The organism is Citrobacter sp. wls757 (assembly GCF_005280935.1).
GTDB lineage: Bacteria > Pseudomonadota > Gammaproteobacteria > Enterobacterales > Enterobacteriaceae > Citrobacter > Citrobacter portucalensis.
In genome coordinates, this window is the sequence record NZ_SZWU01000044.1 from 1 (window position 1) to 17,237 (window position 17,237).

The following is a 17,237-nucleotide window of genomic DNA, read 5'->3' on the forward strand; positions in this document are numbered from 1 at the left end:
GGCGGTTTTTGTTAGCTTATTTTTTGCTGCTGTCTGCAGCTTTATCTGCCGGTGCAGCATCTGGCTGCGCGTCAGCTTTCGGTGCCGGTTTGATGTCTAACAGTTCAACATCAAAGACCAGCGTAGAGTTGGCCGGAATACCCGGGACGCCCGTTTTGCCGTAAGCCAGATCCGGTGGGATAACCAGCTGGATTTTGCCGCCTTTCTTGATGTTTTTCAGGCCTTCAGTCCAGCCAGGGATGACACCGTCAAGACGGAAAGACAGCGGCTCACCACGGGTGTAGGAGTTATCAAACTCTTTACCATCGATCAGCGTACCTTTGTAGTTAACTACCACGGTATCGCTGTCTTTCGGTGCAGCGCCAGTACCTTCTTTCTCTACTTTGTAGACCAGGCCAGTAGAAGAGGTTTTAACGCCTTTCTCTTTAGCAAATTTCTCGCGGTAAACTTTACCTTTGGCTTCGTTGTCAGCCGCGTCTTTTTCCATTTTCGCCTGAGCGGAGCTCTTCACGCGCGCTTCAAACGCCTGCAGAGTTTGTTCGATTTCCTGGTCAGACAGTTTGCTCTTGTCTGCAAATGCATCCTGAACACCAGCGATCAGCTGATCTTTATCCAGTTTGATGCCCAGTTTTTCCTGCTCTTTCAGAGAGTTTTCCATATAACGACCCAGGGACGCGCCCAGCGCGTAAGCGGCTTTTTGGTCGTCATTCTTGAATGCTGCTTTGCTGTCAGCAGTAGCGGCTGGTTTCGCAGCATCAGCAGCGAAGGTGATCGGGGCATGCAGAGCAACAGCCATTGTGGTCGCCAGCAGCGTTACTTTAAACAGTGATTTCATCCATATCTCCAGGGCCGGGGCATCTCACCCCAGGGTTAGCTAACATAAAAATGTACTATAAAGCGTTGCAGAACAAATCAACATACAGGCACGCCCTATTATCACCACTTTTCAGACTCTTTTTGTTTAAATTAGTTTCGTTACCGAAGATTGAGTGCTGTGCAAACAGGCAAAGTTAAGTAGAATTCGCCGCAGTCCGCGATCTGCCGGAGAAAAAAGAAAGAGGTGAATCATGCAGGATACAACAATGGAAACTCGCCTGGCTGAACTGGAAAGTCGCCTGGCATTTCAGGAGATCACCATTGAAGAGCTCAACGTGACGGTGACCGTGCATGAACTGGAAATGGCCAAACTGCGCGACCATCTGCGTCTGCTGACGGAAAAGCTCAAAGCAACGCAGCCGTCCCACATTGCGTCGCAGTCTGAAGAGACCCCGCCGCCACATTATTGAGACGTAAAAAAAGCGGGGATATCCCCGCTTTTTTGTGCCGGATGACGACGTAAACGTCTTATCCGGCCTACGGTAGGCCTGATAAGCGTAGCGCCATCAGGCAATCATACCGATCAGTGGCAACCGCAGCCGCCGCCGTTACCTTTACCGCCACCGCCGCAGCAGCCTTCGCCGCCGTGCTCGTGACCATGGTCGTGACCGTGGCCGTGACCACCGCAGCAACCGTCATGACCGTGGTCATGATCGTGGTCGTGACCGTGCGCACCGTGAACGTGGCCGTGAGCCAGTTCTTCTTCGGTCGCTTCGCGGATAGCAACAACTTCTACGTTGAATTTCAGATTCTGGCCAGCCAGCATGTGGTTACCGTCAACCACAACGTGGTCGTCTTCCACTTCGGTAATTTCTACCGGTACTGGACCCTGGTCAGTTTCAGCCAGGAAACGCATGCCAACCTGCAGTTCGTCAACGCCCATGAAGACGTCTTTAGGAACGCGCTGCACCAGGTTTTCGTCGTACTGACCGTATGCGTCGTTTGCGCCAACAGCAACATCAAATTTGTCGCCAACCTCATGACCGTCCAGCGCTGTTTCCAGGCCAGAAATCAGGGAACCGTGACCATGCAGGTAGTCCAGCGGTGCACTCACCGGAGACTCATCAACCAACACACCGTCTTCTGTACGTACCTGATAGGCCAGGCTGACCACCAGGTCCTTTGCTACTTTCATGATATCTCCTGAGCATGGAAAGAATAGTGGCGCAGATTGTAGCGGAATTCTGCACCCGTGTACCCTCTAGCTTAAAAAAAGCTGCGCCATATCGCTAGTCCGGATGAAAAATCCCGATCACTTGCTCTTCTTTGCGAACGTGCTCGCGCGCCTCTTTATCGGCTTCCCGCATCTGATGACCGCACTTAACACACTCAACAATATCGATATTATTTTCGCGCCACATCGCCAGCGTATCCTGCGACTGGCAGGACGGACATTTTGCACCTGCGATAAAACGTTTACGAATTGCCATGGTTATCCTCTACTCAAATTCATCCCAGCCATCCAGCTGACGTCGCTCTTGCTGCATCTCTCGTTGGAAAATTTCCTCCAGCTCGCGCCGGGCTTCCCTGGCTCGAGAGATTTGTACCGTATCTGTATGCATGGGGATCAGTTCCCGCAGCATGCGCATATCCAGCCGCCGAAAATGCAGCTGAGCACGCTGAGCCTGGTGCGGATGCATTCCCAGTGTAACCAGCGTTTTACGCCCCAACTCCAGCGCACTGGAGAACGTTTCGCGGGAAAACTGCGTCACACCAGCCTGTAATAACTCATGCGCCTCTACACGTCCGCGCGCTCGCGCAAGAATATGCAAATGCGGAAAATACTGTTGGCACAGTTCCACCAGTTTCATAGTGTCTTCAGGCTCATTACAGGTAATAACAATAGACTGAGCCGCCTCTGCCCCTGCGGAGCGCAACAGTTCCACCTGCGTGGCATCACCGTAATAAACCTTATAGCCATATTTACGCATCAGATTCACCGCGCTGATATCCCGCTCCAGAACGGTAATGCGCATTTTATTGGCCATCAACAGGCGACCAATAACCTGACCAAAACGCCCAAACCCCACCACAATCACCTGCGGTTTATCATCTTCCACCCAGGGTTTTTCATCTTCCTCATCCGTGCAGTTAAACTGGCGGGAGAGCCATTTATCAATCAGCTTCATCACCAGCGGCGTGGTCATCATCGACAGTGTGACGGTCACCAGCAGCAACGCCATTTGGTCGCCCTGAAACAGCCGTTGCGAGGATGCCGTTGAAAACAGCACGAAAGCGAATTCACCACCCTGACTTAAAACCCCGGCAAATTGCATCCGTTCAGAGCTTCTCATGCCGTTAAGACGCGCCAGCACATATAGCACCAGCATTTTTACGACCACCAGCACGATCACGCTCGCTGCCACCCACAGAATATGGGTGTAGAGCACGCCGAGGTTGAGCGACATGCCAACGGAGATAAAAAACAGCCCGAGCAACAGGCCTTTAAACGGATCGATTGCCGTTTCCAGCTCATGTCGGTATTCGCTTTCCGCCAGCAGCACGCCCGCGATAAACGTTCCCAGCGCCATTGACAGCCCCAGCGCATCCATAAATAAAGCAGAACCCAGCACCAACAGGAGCGTGGCAGCGGTGAACACTTCCCGCACGCCAGAATCCGCAATAAAGCGGAAAACCGGACGCAGCAAATAGCGACCGCCAATCAGCATGCCGGCAAAGGCCAGCACCTTCATTCCCACTTTGATCCAGTCAAAATGTTCGTCAGCAGAACCCGCCAGCAGCGGAACCAGTGCCAGCGCGGGGATCACCGCCAGATCCTGAAACAGCAGTACCGAAAAACCCAGTTGTCCGGATTCACTGCGGTTCATGCCTTTTTCGCGCATCAACTGTAGCGCCATAGCGGTCGATGACATCGCCAGACCAATGCCGCCAACCACTGCCGCCTGCCAGGAGAACGCAGTGAGCATCAATAATCCGGCCAGCACCACCGCGCTCAGCATCACCTGCGCGGCACCGACGCCAAAAATTGAACGCCGCAGTTGCCACAGTTTGGCGGGATTAAGTTCCAGCCCAATGATGAACATCAGAAAGACTACGCCCAGCTCGGAAAAATGCAGGATTTCATCCACATCGCTGATAAATCCTAATCCCCACGGGCCGATAGCAATACCCGCCAGCAAGTAACCCAGCACCGGACCGATACCCAGCTTTGAGGCCAGGGGAACTGCGGCCACCGCCGCGAAGAGGAACAACACTCCCGCAGTCAATAAATCAGAACCTTCCATCAGCGGCCTCCCACAGGGATCGGATTCGCCAGCCAGTCACCATACGCTTTCGCATGGCTGTCCAGCTCCTTCTTCGTTTGCCGTCTGGCCCAGTAAACAATAATTGGGCTCATCCAGTGCATGCGGCACATACCGGCCGTTAGCTCGAAAGGGCGCAGCACATCGCTCATTGGATAACGGTTTAGCGCGTCATAGCGGTAGGCACTTTCCGGTTCTCCGGTAGTGATAACGCTACGCCAGTACTTTCCCGCCAGTTGATTCCCTCCGGGACCGCTGGCAAATCCGCGGCTCAGTACGCGGTCAAGCCATTCCTTTAACAGCGCCGGACAGCTATAGGTATAGAGTGGGTGCTGAAAAACAATCACATCATGCTCACGCAGCAGCGCCTGTTCATGCGGAATATCGATAAAAAAATCAGGATAGTGCGCATAAAGGTCGTGCACGGTAACATTGCTGAGCTGCATGGCCGGTTTAAGCAGAACACGGTTCGCGACCGAGTCCTGAGATTCCGGATGGGCATACAGCAGCAAGACTTTCGCTGGCTGGAACATCATCCCCCTCCCGGTTTTGTCTTTTGTCTATTTTCGACGTTTTGGGCTACCATTGCGCCTCGGTGCGGCAAACGGCCCGCACATTACATTATCATAATGATAAATTAACATAGTCTGAACATACGGCGCCTTATGATTGTTTTCTCATCGTTACAAATTCGTCGCGGCGTGCGCGTCTTGCTGGACAATGCCACGGCCACCATTAATCCAGGGCAGAAGGTTGGCCTGGTGGGTAAAAATGGCTGCGGTAAATCTACCCTGCTGGCATTGCTGAAAAATGAACTCAGCGCCGACGCTGGAGGATTTACCTATCCGGGAAACTGGCAGCTCGCGTGGGTGAATCAGGAAACGCCTGCGTTGCCACAGCCCGCGCTGGAGTACGTCATTGACGGCGACCGCGAGTATCGTCAACTGGAAGCGCAGTTGAACGACGCCAACGAACGTAACGATGGACATGCCATTGCCACCGTCCATGGCAAGCTGGATGCCATCGACGCCTGGACCGTGCGCTCACGCGCCGCCAGCCTGCTGCATGGCCTCGGCTTCTCCAACGAACAGCTTGAGCGCCCGGTCAGCGACTTCTCCGGTGGCTGGCGTATGCGTCTCAACCTGGCCCAGGCGCTGATTTGCCGTTCAGACCTACTGCTGCTCGATGAACCCACCAACCACCTCGATCTCGACGCGGTGATCTGGCTGGAAAGATGGCTGAAAAGCTATCAGGGCACGCTGATTTTGATCTCCCACGATCGCGACTTTCTCGATCCGGTGGTGGATAAAATTATTCATATCGAACAGCAAACCATGTTCGAGTACACCGGCAACTACAGCGCGTTTGAAATCCAGCGTGCGACCCGCCTCGCACAGCAACAGGCAATGTACGAAAGCCAGCAGGAGCGCGTGGCGCATCTGCAAAGCTATATCGATCGTTTCCGCGCTAAAGCAACGAAAGCGAAGCAGGCACAGAGCCGTATCAAAATGCTGGAACGCATGGAGCTGATTGCCCCAGCGCACGTGGACAACCCGTTCCACTTCAGCTTCCGTGAGCCGGAAAGCCTGCCAAACCCGCTGCTGAAGATGGAAAAGGTTAGCGCTGGCTACGGCGATCGCGTCATTCTCGATTCGATCAAACTGAATCTGGTGCCGGGTTCCCGCATCGGCCTGCTCGGTCGCAACGGCGCGGGTAAATCGACGCTGATTAAGCTGCTGGCCGGCGAACTGGCCCCAATCAGCGGTGAGATTGGCCTGGCGAAAGGCATCAAACTGGGCTACTTCGCGCAGCACCAGCTGGAGTTTTTACGCGCCGATGAATCACCCATTCAGCATCTGGCACGCATGGCGCCGCAGGAACTGGAGCAGAAACTGCGTGACTACCTGGGTGGATTCGGCTTCCAGGGCGATAAAGTCAGCGAAGAGACACGCCGCTTCTCCGGTGGCGAAAAAGCGCGTCTGGTACTGGCGTTGATCGTCTGGCAGCGCCCTAACCTGCTGCTGCTCGATGAACCAACCAACCACCTGGACTTGGATATGCGTCAGGCGCTGACCGAGGCGCTAATCGATTTTGAAGGCGCGCTGGTTGTCGTCTCGCACGACCGTCACCTGATCCGCTCCACCACCGACGACCTCTATCTGGTACACGACAAGAAAGTCGAGCCGTTTGATGGCGATCTGGAGGATTATCAGCAGTGGCTGAGCGATGTCCAGAAACAGGAAAACCAGGGCGACGAACCGGCGAAAGAGAGCGTTAACAGCGCCCAGGCGCGTAAAGACCAGAAGCGCCGCGAAGCGGAACTGCGCTCCCTGACGCAGCCGCTGCGTAAAGAGATTACCCGTCTGGAAAAAGAGATGGAGAAACTGCACGCACAACTGGCGCAGGCGGAAGAAAAACTCGGAGACAGCGAACTGTACGACCAAAGTCGCAAAGCCGAACTTACCGCCTGTTTGCAGCAGCAGGCCAGTGCGAAATCCGGGCTGGAAGAGTGTGAAATGGCCTGGCTGGAGGCTCAGGAACAGCTTGAGCAGATGTTGGCCGAGTAGTCATCATTGCCGGATCCGACGCCAACACGTCTCATCCGGCATTTTTGTTGAATTATCCCTGTGTCGCCAGACGCTGGCGGATTTCTTCGAAATGCTCGCGGTTAAACAGCTTGCCGTTGAGAAAACGAGTTTTCAGCTCCCCTTCCTGCTCTTGCTCCCAGGTCTGTTCGTCATGCAGACGCAGTTCCCCTTGCTCATCACGTGTGACGCGAAGCAGACCACGGGCTGAACGTTTCAGACCATTATCAGTTTTCGGTTCTTTAAAAACCGTCCGGCCTTTGCCGTCGACTTCTCCCCACGTCGCTTTCATCGCAAAACCAAAGGTGTCACGTGTGTTGTATTGATAAGTAAAAGAACCAACGCCAAACACGACGTTTGAACTGGAAAATCCTTTCGCTTCCAGACGACGCAGGATCTCATTCGCTCGCTCAAGGGTGATGGAGTCGCCATAAATCAGTCCGACATGCGGGTCGAGCACCTTGTAACCTTTGGCGTTAATCGTGCCGCCAAAAATCTCCCACAGCACTTCCACGGACCCTTTCTCCTGAGCGGTACGATCGCTGCGGGTATCCTCATCTGCACCAGTACCACACAGGATCTCAACCGGGTTGCCGCTATCCGGACGGAATACCACCCGACCTTCACGCGCCAGAATGATGTTCTTCAGTTCGCGGGTATATTCCGTCAGCACCTGCCAGTAGTCCCAGGTATCAGAGACTATCGATACAAATCCTTGCGGGTAGAGATCGGCAATCAGGCGGCGGAAGGTTTCAATCTCATGCTCGCGCTCGCCCATACACATCACGCTGTGTTCGGTAGCCGGAATGCTGGCGCCGATAAAATAGGGCTCGCCGTCGGTGTAGTAATCGCGGACGTACAGCAGAGATGGAATACTGTCGGTCCCTTTAAAGCTCAACAAATGCCCACTGCCCGCCTGCATGGTGTCCTGTAATCCGGACATACCGCGAAAGGAAAAGTCATGGCACTGGAAGTCAAGGTGCGTCAGGTCGCTACAGGTTTGCTCTGCCCAGCGAGCGCAGATTTTGCGGTAGTGGTGAGCTATCGTGGCATTTGTTGACGCCTTCCACAGCTCCGCCGACAGCACGGTCTCCAGGTAATTCACCAGCCAGAAAAACTCGGGTTGGGTGTTGATGATAGTTAAAACCGGTACCGCCATCGGGACTTTGCTGCCTTCATCCAGCGCCTTGATGTGCAACGGCAGATAGCCCAACTGATGCAGTGCACGAATATGGTCCACCGCCACCGCATCTTTGCCCAGATAGCTGTCCATGACCTGTTTGTATTCGCTGACCACCTCGTCTTCCGGGCGGGCAAAGAACGCCTCATTAAACAGGTCGACTAAAAACCACTGCATAAAACCCTGCAGGCCGAAGAATACCAGTTTGCCATCCGCCAACGGCGAGGAGAAAAAGCGATCGCTGCGCGGGGTAAAGTTGGAATACACGCGATGGGTACCCTGCGGATACTGTACGCGATGAGAAACTTTGTAGCCGTCGATAGCCAGAATCGGGTTCATTTTCATAATCAGTCTCTCCCTCAGGCGCGGTAAATCGCGTCAATATCGATAAGCTCAAGCTGCGGATGTACCAACGCTGGGGCAGCTAAAGAGGTGGTGGTGTAGATAGCGTCAATACCGTTTGCAAACAGGTGATCAACGCCCTTAGAAAAGATACCGTGGGTGACATACAGGCTGACACTGCGGGCGCCAGCATCACGTAATACTTGTGCAGAGCCTATAAACGTACCGCCTGCATCACACAGATCGTCAACAATCAGCAGATCCCTACCCCTGACATCTCCGGCCAATAACGCAAATCCCGTCAGGCTGCCGCTTGCCACATCACGTTTTTTACTCAGGATGGCGTACTGCTCCACACCGGCGGCTCTGGCTACAGCATCAATCTTCTTCAGCGATCCTGCATCGGGAGCAACCAGCATCAGCGCGTGTTGCTGAAACAGCCGCGATAATGACGCGCTTTGCATCAGGCAGACCTCCTGGGGGATCGCCACAAAGTTGTCGATTGCAGCCGCCGCCGCATCGCTGTGCGGGTCGAGCACGTTGACCTTGTCAAATTTCAACGTATTGAGCTGACTAGCGAAGACTTTCAGCGCAAAGCTGTCACCCGATACCATATGTCTGTCCTGACGCGCCCACGGCAGCCAGGGGAGTTCGAGATGGCTGACCAGTACATCGGTCTGATGACGTACCGCCTCAACCAGTTGCGCCAGCAGCATAAAATCGTTCATATCGCGCATAGCCGTGGCACGGATGCGCATCAGGCGAGCAAAGGTTGGCAACGCATCGGTGACTTTTAACCAGACAGCACCATCAGGAAAAACACCGCTGGCAACGGCATAGGTCTGGTCGTCCAAAGTTAGTGTCAATTTTATGTTCATCGCGCTCACCTCTTAATTGTGTCCCTTCGACACAATTAATAATGTCCCTGTGACACATATTAAGCAAGCATAAAATGAATTATTTTTAAGCCGTGAGCTAATCCACTGATAAGCAATGAGAAAAAACGAACCTTGCCCCCCGGTGTCGGGCTGGTACACTTGTCAGCGTTACAAATCATCGTGAGTACCTTATGACCACCGAAGCCGACTACCTGAATCAGTACGACGCCAGCCGCTTCCCTTCACCTCTGGTGACGGTAGATAGCGTGTTATTTACCCTGCATCAGCAGGCGCTGTGCGTATTACTGGTCGAGCGGGCAAACCAGCCGCAAAAAGGGCGTTGGGGATTACCCGGCGGCTTTATTGATATCGAAAACGATGATTCAACCCGCGCCACCGCGCTGCGCAAACTCACCGAAAAAACAGGCGTTTCGCCTTCGTGGCTGGAACAACTGGATACCTTTTCCGGCCCTGATCGTGACCCGCGCGGCTGGAGCCTGACGGTCACCTGGTTTGCACTAATCGCCTGGGTAGACTGCGCGCCCCATATCGCCAGCGTCAGCAATGCCCGTTGGGTGCCGGTTGATGAACTGAAAAACTATTCACTCGCGTTTGATCACGAGAAAATCATTACCGCGGCGCTACACCGCTTACGGCAAAAAACGATGTACTCGCTCCTGCCCGTATACTGCTTGCCGGAAACATTTACCCATGGGCAACTGCTCGAAGCCACTGAGGTGATCCTCGGCCAGTCGATCCAGCGTAAAAGTCTGATTCGTCGCTTTGAAGCGTCAGGAATGTTTGAAGATACCGGAGAAAGCGTGGCGACAGGGACGCGTAAAGCCCGCCTGTGGCGACGTAAACCCAACGTCGATTTTCATCTTTTCTCGCGTAACCTGCTGACTGACTAGCGACAAAATCACATATTGGCTAACCCGCACGCGCTGTGCGCGGTATAGTTATTCTTTCCGATTATTAATTGCTCCGGTGTTATGGTTGAAATCACGTCCACAGAAATGACCCCACCTACCGACGATTCGCGAGAATTCCGCCCGATGCGCGGTATCAGTAACCGCCATCTGCAGACGATGCTGCCGCGTTTAATTCGCCGCAAGGTGAAGTTCGACGCCCACTGGCAGCGTCTGGAATTGCCCGACGGTGATTTCGTCGATCTGGCGTGGAGTGAAGATCCGCAACAGGCGAAACACAAACCGCGCCTGGTGGTTTTTCACGGTCTGGAAGGCAGTCTGAACAGCCCCTACGCACATGGCCTGATTGAAGCAGCACAAAAGCGCGGCTGGCTGGGTGTGGTAATGCATTTTCGCGGTTGCAGCGGCGAACCCAATCGTCTGAACCGTATTTATCACTCCGGTGAAACAGAAGATGGCACCTGGTTTTTACACTGGCTGGAGCGTGAGTTCGGTCGCGTACCGACCGCGGCGGTAGGTTATTCACTCGGTGGAAATATGCTGGCTTGCCTGCTGGCAAAAGAAGGCAACGATATTCCGATAGATGCGGCGGTTATCGTTTCTGCGCCTTTCGTGCTGGAAGCCTGTAGTTACCATATGGACAAGGGCTTCTCCCGGGTCTACCAGCGCTACCTGCTCAATCTGTTGAAAGCCAATGCCTCACGTAAGCTTGAAGCTTATCCAAGTTCGCTGCCGGTGAGTCTGGCCCAGTTGAAATCTTTGCGCCGCATTCGCGATTTTGACGATCTAATCACCGCCAAAATTCACGGTTTCGCCGATGCTATAGACTATTATCGCCAGTGCAGCGCCATGCCGTTGCTCAATCGGATCGCCAAACCAACGCTGATTATCCATGCGAAAGACGATCCGTTTATGGATCATCATGTGATTCCGAAACCGGAAAATCTGCCCTCACAGGTGGAGTACCAGCTTACTGAACACGGCGGCCACGTCGGATTTATAGGTGGCACGGTGCGCCGTCCTGAGATGTGGCTGGAATCAAGAATCCCGGACTGGCTGACAACGTATCTGGAGGCATCATCATGATTATCCCATGGCAAGATATCTCCCCGGACGCGCTGGACAATTTGCTTGAAAGCTTTGTCTTGCGCGAAGGCACCGATTATGGTGAACATGAACGCTCGCTCGAACAAAAAGTCGCCGACGTCAAACGCCAACTACAATCAGGTGAGGCCGTGCTGGTGTGGTCTGAACTGCATGAAACGGTCAACATTATGCCGAGGAAGCAGATTCACGAGTAATCCGTAGCCGCCGGCCGACTTTACTATAATTACAACCATTTCATGGAGTTGTTATGTCTGCCAAACATCCGGTGATTGCGGTAACAGGATCCAGCGGCGCGGGGACCACTACCACCAGCCTCGCGTTTCGTAAAATTTTCGCGCAGTTAAATCTGCGCGCCGCCGAGGTGGAAGGTGACAGTTTTCATCGCTATACCCGTCCGGAAATGGACATGGCGATTCGCAAAGCGCGCGATGCCGGACGGCATATCAGCTATTTTGGCCCCGAAGCTAATGACTTCGGCTTGCTGGAACAAACCTTCATCGAATACGGTCTGACGGGCAAAGGCCAGTCGCGAAAATATCTGCACACTTACGATGAGGCCGTACCATGGAACCAGGTTCCGGGGACATTCACGCCCTGGCAGCCGCTGCCTGAACCGACGGATGTACTGTTCTACGAAGGGCTGCACGGCGGTGTCGTCACCCCACAGCAAAACGTGGCCCGGCATGTCGATCTGCTGGTTGGCGTGGTGCCGATCGTAAACCTGGAATGGATCCAGAAGCTGACCCGCGATACCAGCGAGCGTGGACATTCGCGTGAAGCGGTGATGGACTCGGTGGTACGTTCAATGGACGATTACATCAATTACATCACACCGCAGTTTTCCCGGACGCATATTAACTTCCAGCGCGTACCGACCGTCGATACCTCCAACCCCTTTGCCGCTAAGAGCATTCCATCACTGGATGAAAGCTTTGTCGTGATTCATTTTCGTAACCTGGAAGGGATCGATTATCCCTGGTTACTGGCCATGCTGCAGGGCTCATTCATTTCCCATATCAATACGTTAGTCGTACCTGGCGGCAAGATGGGTCTGGCGATGGAATTGATTATGCTGCCACTGGTACAGCGACTGATGGAAGGTAAGAAGATCGAGTGATGTGGTCTTTTGCCGGATGGCGGTTGATGCCTTATCCGGCCTACGCGTTTATATCCTGTAGGCCTGATAAGTGTAACGCCATCAGGCATGGCATCACGCAGCAGCAACCACTTCATAGGAATGGGTAATGTTCACCGCCTTTTCCAGCATCAACGCCACGGAGCAGTATTTTTCCGCGGAAAGATCGACGGCGCGGGAGACAGACGCATCTTTGAGATCGTTACCCGTTACGATGAAATGCAGGTTGATGTGGGTAAACAGGCGCGGCGCTTCATCACGACGCTCTGAAGTCAGCTTCACTTCGCAGTTGGTCACATCCTGACGACCCTTTTGCAGGATCGATACCACATCAATTGCGCTACAACCGCCAGCAGCCATTAATACCATTTCCATCGGGCTCGGCGCTTTATCACCGGAGTTACCGTCCATCAAAATTTGGTGGCCAGAGGCGGACTCACCGAGGAAGGTTAACCCCTCAACCCACTTTACACGCGCTTGCATATTTCGTAACTCCAATGTTTCAATTTTCCTGACAGATTACGCGCACATAACAATTCTCGCAACGGAAGGCGACCTGCGTCATGCTGAAGCGAGACACCAGGAGACACACGGCGAAAGCTATGCTAAAACAGACGGGATGCTACAGTAATACATTGACGTACTGCATGTATGCAGAGGACATCACATTACAGGCTGCAGTATATTTTTGACAGCCCCTTTCCCAGGTAGCGGGAAGCATATTTTTGCAAACCCAGAGGCAGCGTCGTTTTCTGGCTCTGGAGACAGCTTATAACAGAGGATAACCGCGCATGGTGCTTGGCAAACCGCAAACAGACCCGACTCTCGAATGGTTCTTGTCTCATTGCCATATTCATAAGTACCCATCGAAGAGCACGCTGATTCACCAGGGTGAAAAAGCGGAAACGTTGTATTACATCGTTAAAGGCTCCGTGGCAGTGCTGATCAAAGATGAAGAAGGGAAAGAAATGATCCTTTCTTATCTGAATCAGGGCGATTTTATTGGTGAATTAGGCCTCTTCGAAGAAGGTCAGGAACGTAGCGCCTGGGTACGTGCCAAAACCGCATGTGAAGTCGCTGAAATTTCCTACAAAAAATTTCGCCAATTAATCCAGGTCAACCCGGATATTCTGATGCGCCTGTCTTCTCAGATGGCTCGTCGTCTGCAGGTCACGTCTGAAAAAGTGGGCAACCTTGCCTTCCTCGACGTAACCGGTCGTATCGCGCAGACTCTGCTGAATCTGGCGAAACAGCCTGATGCGATGACCCACCCGGACGGCATGCAGATTAAAATCACCCGTCAGGAAATCGGCCAGATCGTTGGCTGCTCCCGTGAGACCGTCGGTCGTATTCTGAAGATGCTGGAAGATCAGAACCTGATCTCCGCACACGGTAAGACCATCGTCGTCTACGGCACGCGTTAACCCCATCGAAGTGGCGCGTTACCCAGTAATGCGCCACTTTTGTTTACTCCGATGTGGCGAAGACTGATATACCACCCAGAGATCAACTACGCACTACGACAAACGCTGGTGCTATGTTTACCTGTGGCTGTTGGTCTGATCATCGGTCAGCTTCATTTGGGGCTTCTCTTTTCCCTCGTCCCTGCCTGCTGCAACATTGCCGGTCTTGATACCCCGCACAAGCGCTTTTTCAAACGCTTAGTCATTGGTGCATCGCTGTTTGCCGGGTGCAGCTTGATCATGCAGCTACTGCTTGCGCAAACTATACCGCTACCATTGATCCTCACCGGCCTGACGCTCATTCTTGGCGTAACCGCCGAGCTAAGCCCCTTGCATGCGCGATTACTGCCAGCCTCGCTTATCGCGGCGATTTTCACGCTCAGCCTGGCCGGGAATATGCCCGTCTGGGAGCCGCTGCTGATCTACGCGCTGGGCACGTTATGGTACGGCCTGTTCAACTGGTTCTGGTTCTGGATGTGGCGCGAGCAACCGCTCCGCGAATCGCTCAGCTTGCTGTACCGTGAATTAGCCGATTACTGTGAAGCCAAGTACAGCATGCTGACCCAGCATGCCGACCCAGAAAAAGCGCTGCCTCCCCTGCTGGTTCGCCAACAAAAGGCGGTGGATCTGATTACCCAGTGCTATCAGCAAATGCATATGCTGTCGGCACACCACAACAACGAATACAAACGCCTGCTGCGTGCCTTTCAGGAGGCGCTGGATTTACAGGAGCATATTTCCGTTAGCCTCCACCAGCCAGAAGAAGTGCAAAAACTGGTTGAGCGTAGCCACGCGGAGCAGGTAATTCGCTGGAACGCGCGAACCGTCGCCGAACGCCTTCGGGTACTGGCCGATGATATTTTGTATCACCGCTTGCCGACCCGTTTCTCGATGGAAAAGCAGATTGGCACGCTGGAGAAAATCGCCAGGCAGCATCCGGACAATCCGGTGGGGCAATTTTGCTACTGGCACTTCAGCCGTATTGCCCGCGTGCTACGGACCCAGCGTCCGCTGTATGCCCGTGACTTAATGGCTGACAAGCAGCGTCGATTGCCGCTGATCCCTGCCCTGAAAAACTACCTGTCGTTGAAATCCCCAGCGCTGCGCAATGCCGGACGCATCAGCGTTATGTTGAGTATCGCCAGCCTGATGGGCAGCGCCTTACACCTGCCAAAGCCTTACTGGATTTTGATGACAGTCCTGTTTGTTACGCAAAATGGCTACGGGGCGACCCGGGTGCGCATCTTACACCGTTCCGTAGGTACGCTCGTTGGACTGGTTATTGCCGGCGTCACGTTGCACTTTCATATTCCCGAAGGTTTCACGCTGGCGGCCATGCTGCTGATCACCCTGGTGAGCTATCTGATCATCCGTAAAAACTACGGCTGGGCTACCGTCGGTTTTACGGTAACGGCGGTATACACCCTGCAACTGCTGACGCTAAACGGGGAAGAGTTTATCGTGCCGCGGTTTGTCGATACGGTCATTGGCTGCTTAATCGCCTTTGGCGGCACGCTCTGGCTGTGGCCACAGTGGCAGAGCGGTCTGCTGCGTAAAAACGCCCACGATGCGTTAGAAGCCGACCAGGAGGCCATTCGTCTGATCCTCAGCAACGATCCACAGGCCACGCCGCTGGCGTATCAACGCATGCGCGTCAACCAGACGCAAAACACGCTGTTCAACTCGCTGAACCAGGCAATGCAGGAGCCGGGATTTAACTCGCACTACCTTGCAGACATGAAACTGTGGGTTACGCACAGCCAGTTCATCGTTGAACACATCAACGCGATGACGACGCTGGCAAGGGAACATACGATGCTGACGCCGGATTTGGCACAGCGGTATCTGGAGTCCTGTGAAATTGCACTCCAGCGCTGTCAACAGCGGCTGGAATATGATGGGCCGGGAAGCTCGGGAGATGTGAATATACTCGAAGCGCCAGAGATGCTGTCCCATGGTCCGTTAAGCACCCTTGAGCAGCATCTGCAGCGGGTTCTTGGGCATCTGAACACCATGCATACCATTTCGTCGGTAGCATGGCGTCAGCGACCGCACCACGGGATCTGGCTGAGCCGCCGACTACGGGACATGAAAGGTTAAGAGATTTGCCGGATGCGCTACGCTTATCCGGCCAACGAATCACACCTTACCCTGTAAGCCGGATAAGGCGCTCGCGCCGCTATCCGGCAATCAGCCCACCACCTTCGCTACCGCCTGCGCGAAGCGCTGCATCCCTTCATCGATATCCGCCTGCTCTACTACCAGCGACGGCGCGAAACGCATTACGTCCGGCCCGGCGTTCAGCACCATCACCCCTTCGTGCGCGGCGGCATAGAGGAAATCGCGCGCCCGGCCTTTAAACTGCGGCTTCAGCTCAGCGCCAATCAGCAGCCCCATCCCGCGAATATCGCTGAAAATGTCGAACTGTTGATCAATCTTGTGCAAATGCTGGACAAACGCCTGACGCCGGGCCTGAATGCCTCCCAGCACGTCCGGCGTGTTGATGATATCAAACGCTGCCCCCGCTACCGCGCAGGCCAGCGGGTTACCGCCGTAGGTGGAGCCGTGCGAACCCACGTGGAACGCGGAGGCAATCTCCTGAGTGGTCAACACCGCGCTTACCGGGAAGCCGCCACCGAGCGCCTTCGCGCTGGTGAGGATATCCGGCGTCACGCCGTAGTGCATATAGGCAAACAAATCGCCGGTACGCCCCATCCCGCTCTGCACTTCATCAAATACCAACAGCGCCTGGTGCTGGTCACAAAGTTCACGCAAACCTTGCAGGAATTCCGGCGTTGCCGCAGTGACGCCGCCCTCTCCCTGAATAGGCTCAACGACCACCGCGCAGGTGTGATCGTCCATCACCGCTTTGACCGCATGCAGATCGTTAAACGGGACATGGATGATATCCGCCGGTTTTGGCCCAAAGCCGTCGGAGTATTTCGGCTGCCCACCAACGGACACGGTAAACAGCGAACGGCCGTGAAACGCATTATGGAAGGCAATGATTTTGGTTTTGAACGGACTATGACGCACGCAGGCATAATGGCGCGCCAGCTTAAAGGCGGTTTCGTTGGCTTCAGTACCGGAGTTCATGAACAGCACGCGCTCGGCAAAGGTCGCATCAATGATTTTACGGCCTAAGCGCAACGCCGGTTCGTTGGTAAATACGTTGCTGGTATGCCACAGGGTTTCGCCCTGGGTTTTTAACGCCTCAACCAATGCCGGATGGCAATGCCCTAACGCGGTCACTGCAATGCCGCCCGCAAAATCAACATACTCTTTGCCCTGTTGATCCCACACTCGACTCCCTTTTCCTTTTACCGGGATAAACTCAGCCGGTGCATAAATCGGCAGAATCACTTCATCGAATGTCGCGCGCGTAATTGCAGTTTGTTCAGTTGCCATGTCATTACCACCCTGTTAAGCAGAAACGCCAGTGAAATTACAATCACAAAATATGAATAAAAAATCACTGA

At 54.0% G+C, this 17,237-nt stretch carries 17 protein-coding genes; 8 read left to right on the top strand and 9 right to left on the bottom strand.

Going from position 1 to position 17,237, the window contains the following annotated elements:
* Positions 1-16 precede the first annotated feature (16 nt).
* On the bottom strand, positions 17-835 hold the full coding sequence (fkpA, locus tag FDW94_RS11960) for an FKBP-type peptidyl-prolyl cis-trans isomerase (protein WP_003827768.1): 819 nt from the start codon (positions 833-835) through the stop codon (positions 17-19).
* Positions 836-1,067: 232 nt separating this feature from the next.
* Here fkpA and FDW94_RS11965 point away from each other — a divergent pair, with 232 nt between their 5' ends.
* Entirely contained in the window at positions 1,068-1,286 is a 219-nt protein-coding gene (locus FDW94_RS11965) for a protein SlyX (RefSeq protein WP_137377638.1), read from the top strand.
* Between the two features lie 113 nt (positions 1,287-1,399).
* On the opposite strand, the gene slyD is transcribed toward FDW94_RS11965, so the two are convergent.
* The 4 genes from slyD to kefG form a co-directional block, all read right to left on the bottom strand.
* Positions 1,400-2,011, bottom strand: coding sequence for a peptidylprolyl isomerase (gene slyD, locus FDW94_RS11970; RefSeq protein WP_008786294.1), 612 nt, complete (start codon positions 2,009-2,011; stop codon positions 1,400-1,402).
* 94 nt (positions 2,012-2,105) lie between these two features.
* On the bottom strand, positions 2,106-2,306 hold the full coding sequence (locus FDW94_RS11975) for a YheV family putative zinc ribbon protein (RefSeq protein WP_003023632.1): 201 nt from the start codon (positions 2,304-2,306) through the stop codon (positions 2,106-2,108).
* A gap of 9 nt (positions 2,307-2,315) precedes the next feature.
* Complete coding sequence (gene kefB / locus FDW94_RS11980) at positions 2,316-4,121, bottom strand: glutathione-regulated potassium-efflux system protein KefB (RefSeq protein WP_137377639.1); 1,806 nt, start codon at positions 4,119-4,121, stop codon at positions 2,316-2,318.
* The gene (gene kefG / locus FDW94_RS11985; RefSeq protein WP_137377652.1) at positions 4,121-4,672 is read right to left on the bottom strand and encodes a glutathione-regulated potassium-efflux system ancillary protein KefG; all 552 of its coding nucleotides are present in this window, start codon (positions 4,670-4,672) and stop codon (positions 4,121-4,123) included. Before kefG ends, kefB begins: the two co-directional genes overlap by 1 nt.
* A gap of 132 nt (positions 4,673-4,804) precedes the next feature.
* Between kefG and FDW94_RS11990 the strand changes: the two genes are divergently transcribed.
* Positions 4,805-6,706, top strand: coding sequence for an ABC transporter ATP-binding protein (locus FDW94_RS11990; protein ID WP_003827754.1), 1,902 nt, complete (start codon positions 4,805-4,807; stop codon positions 6,704-6,706).
* A gap of 52 nt (positions 6,707-6,758) precedes the next feature.
* Here FDW94_RS11990 and FDW94_RS11995 read toward each other — a convergent pair whose 3' ends face one another.
* On the bottom strand, positions 6,759-8,249 hold the full coding sequence (locus tag FDW94_RS11995) for a nicotinate phosphoribosyltransferase (RefSeq protein WP_137377640.1): 1,491 nt from the start codon (positions 8,247-8,249) through the stop codon (positions 6,759-6,761).
* Positions 8,250-8,263: 14 nt separating this feature from the next.
* Complete coding sequence (gene prs / locus FDW94_RS12000) at positions 8,264-9,124, bottom strand: ribose-phosphate diphosphokinase (protein ID WP_137377641.1); 861 nt, start codon at positions 9,122-9,124, stop codon at positions 8,264-8,266.
* A 191-nt stretch (positions 9,125-9,315) separates the two neighbouring features.
* On the opposite strand from prs, the gene FDW94_RS12005 reads away from it, so the two are divergent.
* The 4 genes from FDW94_RS12005 to FDW94_RS12020 all read left to right on the top strand — a co-directional run bounded on the left by FDW94_RS12005 (position 9,316) and on the right by FDW94_RS12020 (position 12,277).
* On the top strand, positions 9,316-10,035 hold the full coding sequence (locus tag FDW94_RS12005) for an NUDIX domain-containing protein (protein ID WP_008786298.1): 720 nt from the start codon (positions 9,316-9,318) through the stop codon (positions 10,033-10,035).
* A gap of 81 nt (positions 10,036-10,116) precedes the next feature.
* Positions 10,117-11,139: a hydrolase gene (locus FDW94_RS12010; protein ID WP_137377642.1), complete on the top strand. Its 1,023-nt coding sequence runs from the start codon at positions 10,117-10,119 to the stop codon at positions 11,137-11,139.
* Positions 11,136-11,354, top strand: coding sequence for a YheU family protein (locus tag FDW94_RS12015; protein ID WP_137377643.1), 219 nt, complete (start codon positions 11,136-11,138; stop codon positions 11,352-11,354). Before FDW94_RS12010 ends, FDW94_RS12015 begins: the two co-directional genes overlap by 4 nt.
* 53 nt (positions 11,355-11,407) lie before the next feature.
* Positions 11,408-12,277, top strand: coding sequence for a phosphoribulokinase (locus FDW94_RS12020; protein ID WP_137377644.1), 870 nt, complete (start codon positions 11,408-11,410; stop codon positions 12,275-12,277).
* A gap of 93 nt (positions 12,278-12,370) precedes the next feature.
* On the opposite strand, the gene FDW94_RS12025 is transcribed toward FDW94_RS12020, so the two are convergent.
* Positions 12,371-12,778 carry an OsmC family protein gene (locus FDW94_RS12025; protein WP_003827750.1) on the bottom strand — a complete coding sequence of 136 codons (408 nt, stop codon included), beginning with the start codon at positions 12,776-12,778 and terminating at the stop codon, positions 12,371-12,373.
* 308 nt (positions 12,779-13,086) lie between these two features.
* On the opposite strand from FDW94_RS12025, the gene crp reads away from it, so the two are divergent.
* A complete protein-coding gene (gene crp, locus FDW94_RS12030) occupies positions 13,087-13,719 on the top strand; it encodes a cAMP-activated global transcriptional regulator CRP (protein ID WP_000242758.1) in 633 nt (210 codons plus the stop codon).
* Positions 13,720-13,770: 51 nt separating this feature from the next.
* The gene (locus FDW94_RS12035) at positions 13,771-15,858 is read left to right on the top strand and encodes a YccS/YhfK family putative transporter (protein ID WP_008786302.1); all 2,088 of its coding nucleotides are present in this window, start codon (positions 13,771-13,773) and stop codon (positions 15,856-15,858) included.
* A 90-nt stretch (positions 15,859-15,948) separates the two neighbouring features.
* On the opposite strand, the gene FDW94_RS12040 is transcribed toward FDW94_RS12035, so the two are convergent.
* Positions 15,949-17,166, bottom strand: coding sequence for an aspartate aminotransferase family protein (locus FDW94_RS12040; RefSeq protein WP_008786303.1), 1,218 nt, complete (start codon positions 17,164-17,166; stop codon positions 15,949-15,951).
* Positions 17,167-17,237: the final 71 nt, after the last annotated feature.

Bases quoted from the DNA above. Each gene is read 5' to 3' on its own strand.
- FDW94_RS12010 (WP_137377642.1), top strand. From the start codon at position 10,117: ATGGTTGAAATCACGTCCACAGAAATGACCCCACCTACCGACGATTCG.
- FDW94_RS11990 (WP_003827754.1), top strand. From the start codon at position 4,805: ATGATTGTTTTCTCATCGTTACAAATTCGTCGCGGCGTGCGCGTCTTG.
- FDW94_RS12025 (WP_003827750.1), bottom strand. From the start codon at position 12,778: ATGCAAGCGCGTGTAAAGTGGGTTGAGGGGTTAACCTTCCTCGGTGAG.
- slyD (WP_008786294.1), bottom strand. From the start codon at position 2,011: ATGAAAGTAGCAAAGGACCTGGTGGTCAGCCTGGCCTATCAGGTACGT.
- FDW94_RS12015 (WP_137377643.1), top strand. From the start codon at position 11,136: ATGATTATCCCATGGCAAGATATCTCCCCGGACGCGCTGGACAATTTG.
- FDW94_RS11975 (WP_003023632.1), bottom strand. From the start codon at position 2,306: ATGGCAATTCGTAAACGTTTTATCGCAGGTGCAAAATGTCCGTCCTGC.
- FDW94_RS12040 (WP_008786303.1), bottom strand. From the start codon at position 17,166: ATGGCAACTGAACAAACTGCAATTACGCGCGCGACATTCGATGAAGTG.
- FDW94_RS11995 (WP_137377640.1), bottom strand. From the start codon at position 8,249: ATGAAAATGAACCCGATTCTGGCTATCGACGGCTACAAAGTTTCTCAT.
- FDW94_RS12005 (WP_008786298.1), top strand. From the start codon at position 9,316: ATGACCACCGAAGCCGACTACCTGAATCAGTACGACGCCAGCCGCTTC.
- kefB (WP_137377639.1), bottom strand. From the start codon at position 4,121: ATGGAAGGTTCTGATTTATTGACTGCGGGAGTGTTGTTCCTCTTCGCG.
- prs (WP_137377641.1), bottom strand. From the start codon at position 9,124: ATGAACATAAAATTGACACTAACTTTGGACGACCAGACCTATGCCGTT.
- FDW94_RS11965 (WP_137377638.1), top strand. From the start codon at position 1,068: ATGCAGGATACAACAATGGAAACTCGCCTGGCTGAACTGGAAAGTCGC.
- kefG (WP_137377652.1), bottom strand. From the start codon at position 4,672: ATGTTCCAGCCAGCGAAAGTCTTGCTGCTGTATGCCCATCCGGAATCT.
- fkpA (WP_003827768.1), bottom strand. From the start codon at position 835: ATGAAATCACTGTTTAAAGTAACGCTGCTGGCGACCACAATGGCTGTT.
- FDW94_RS12020 (WP_137377644.1), top strand. From the start codon at position 11,408: ATGTCTGCCAAACATCCGGTGATTGCGGTAACAGGATCCAGCGGCGCG.
- crp (WP_000242758.1), top strand. From the start codon at position 13,087: ATGGTGCTTGGCAAACCGCAAACAGACCCGACTCTCGAATGGTTCTTG.
- FDW94_RS12035 (WP_008786302.1), top strand. From the start codon at position 13,771: ATGTGGCGAAGACTGATATACCACCCAGAGATCAACTACGCACTACGA.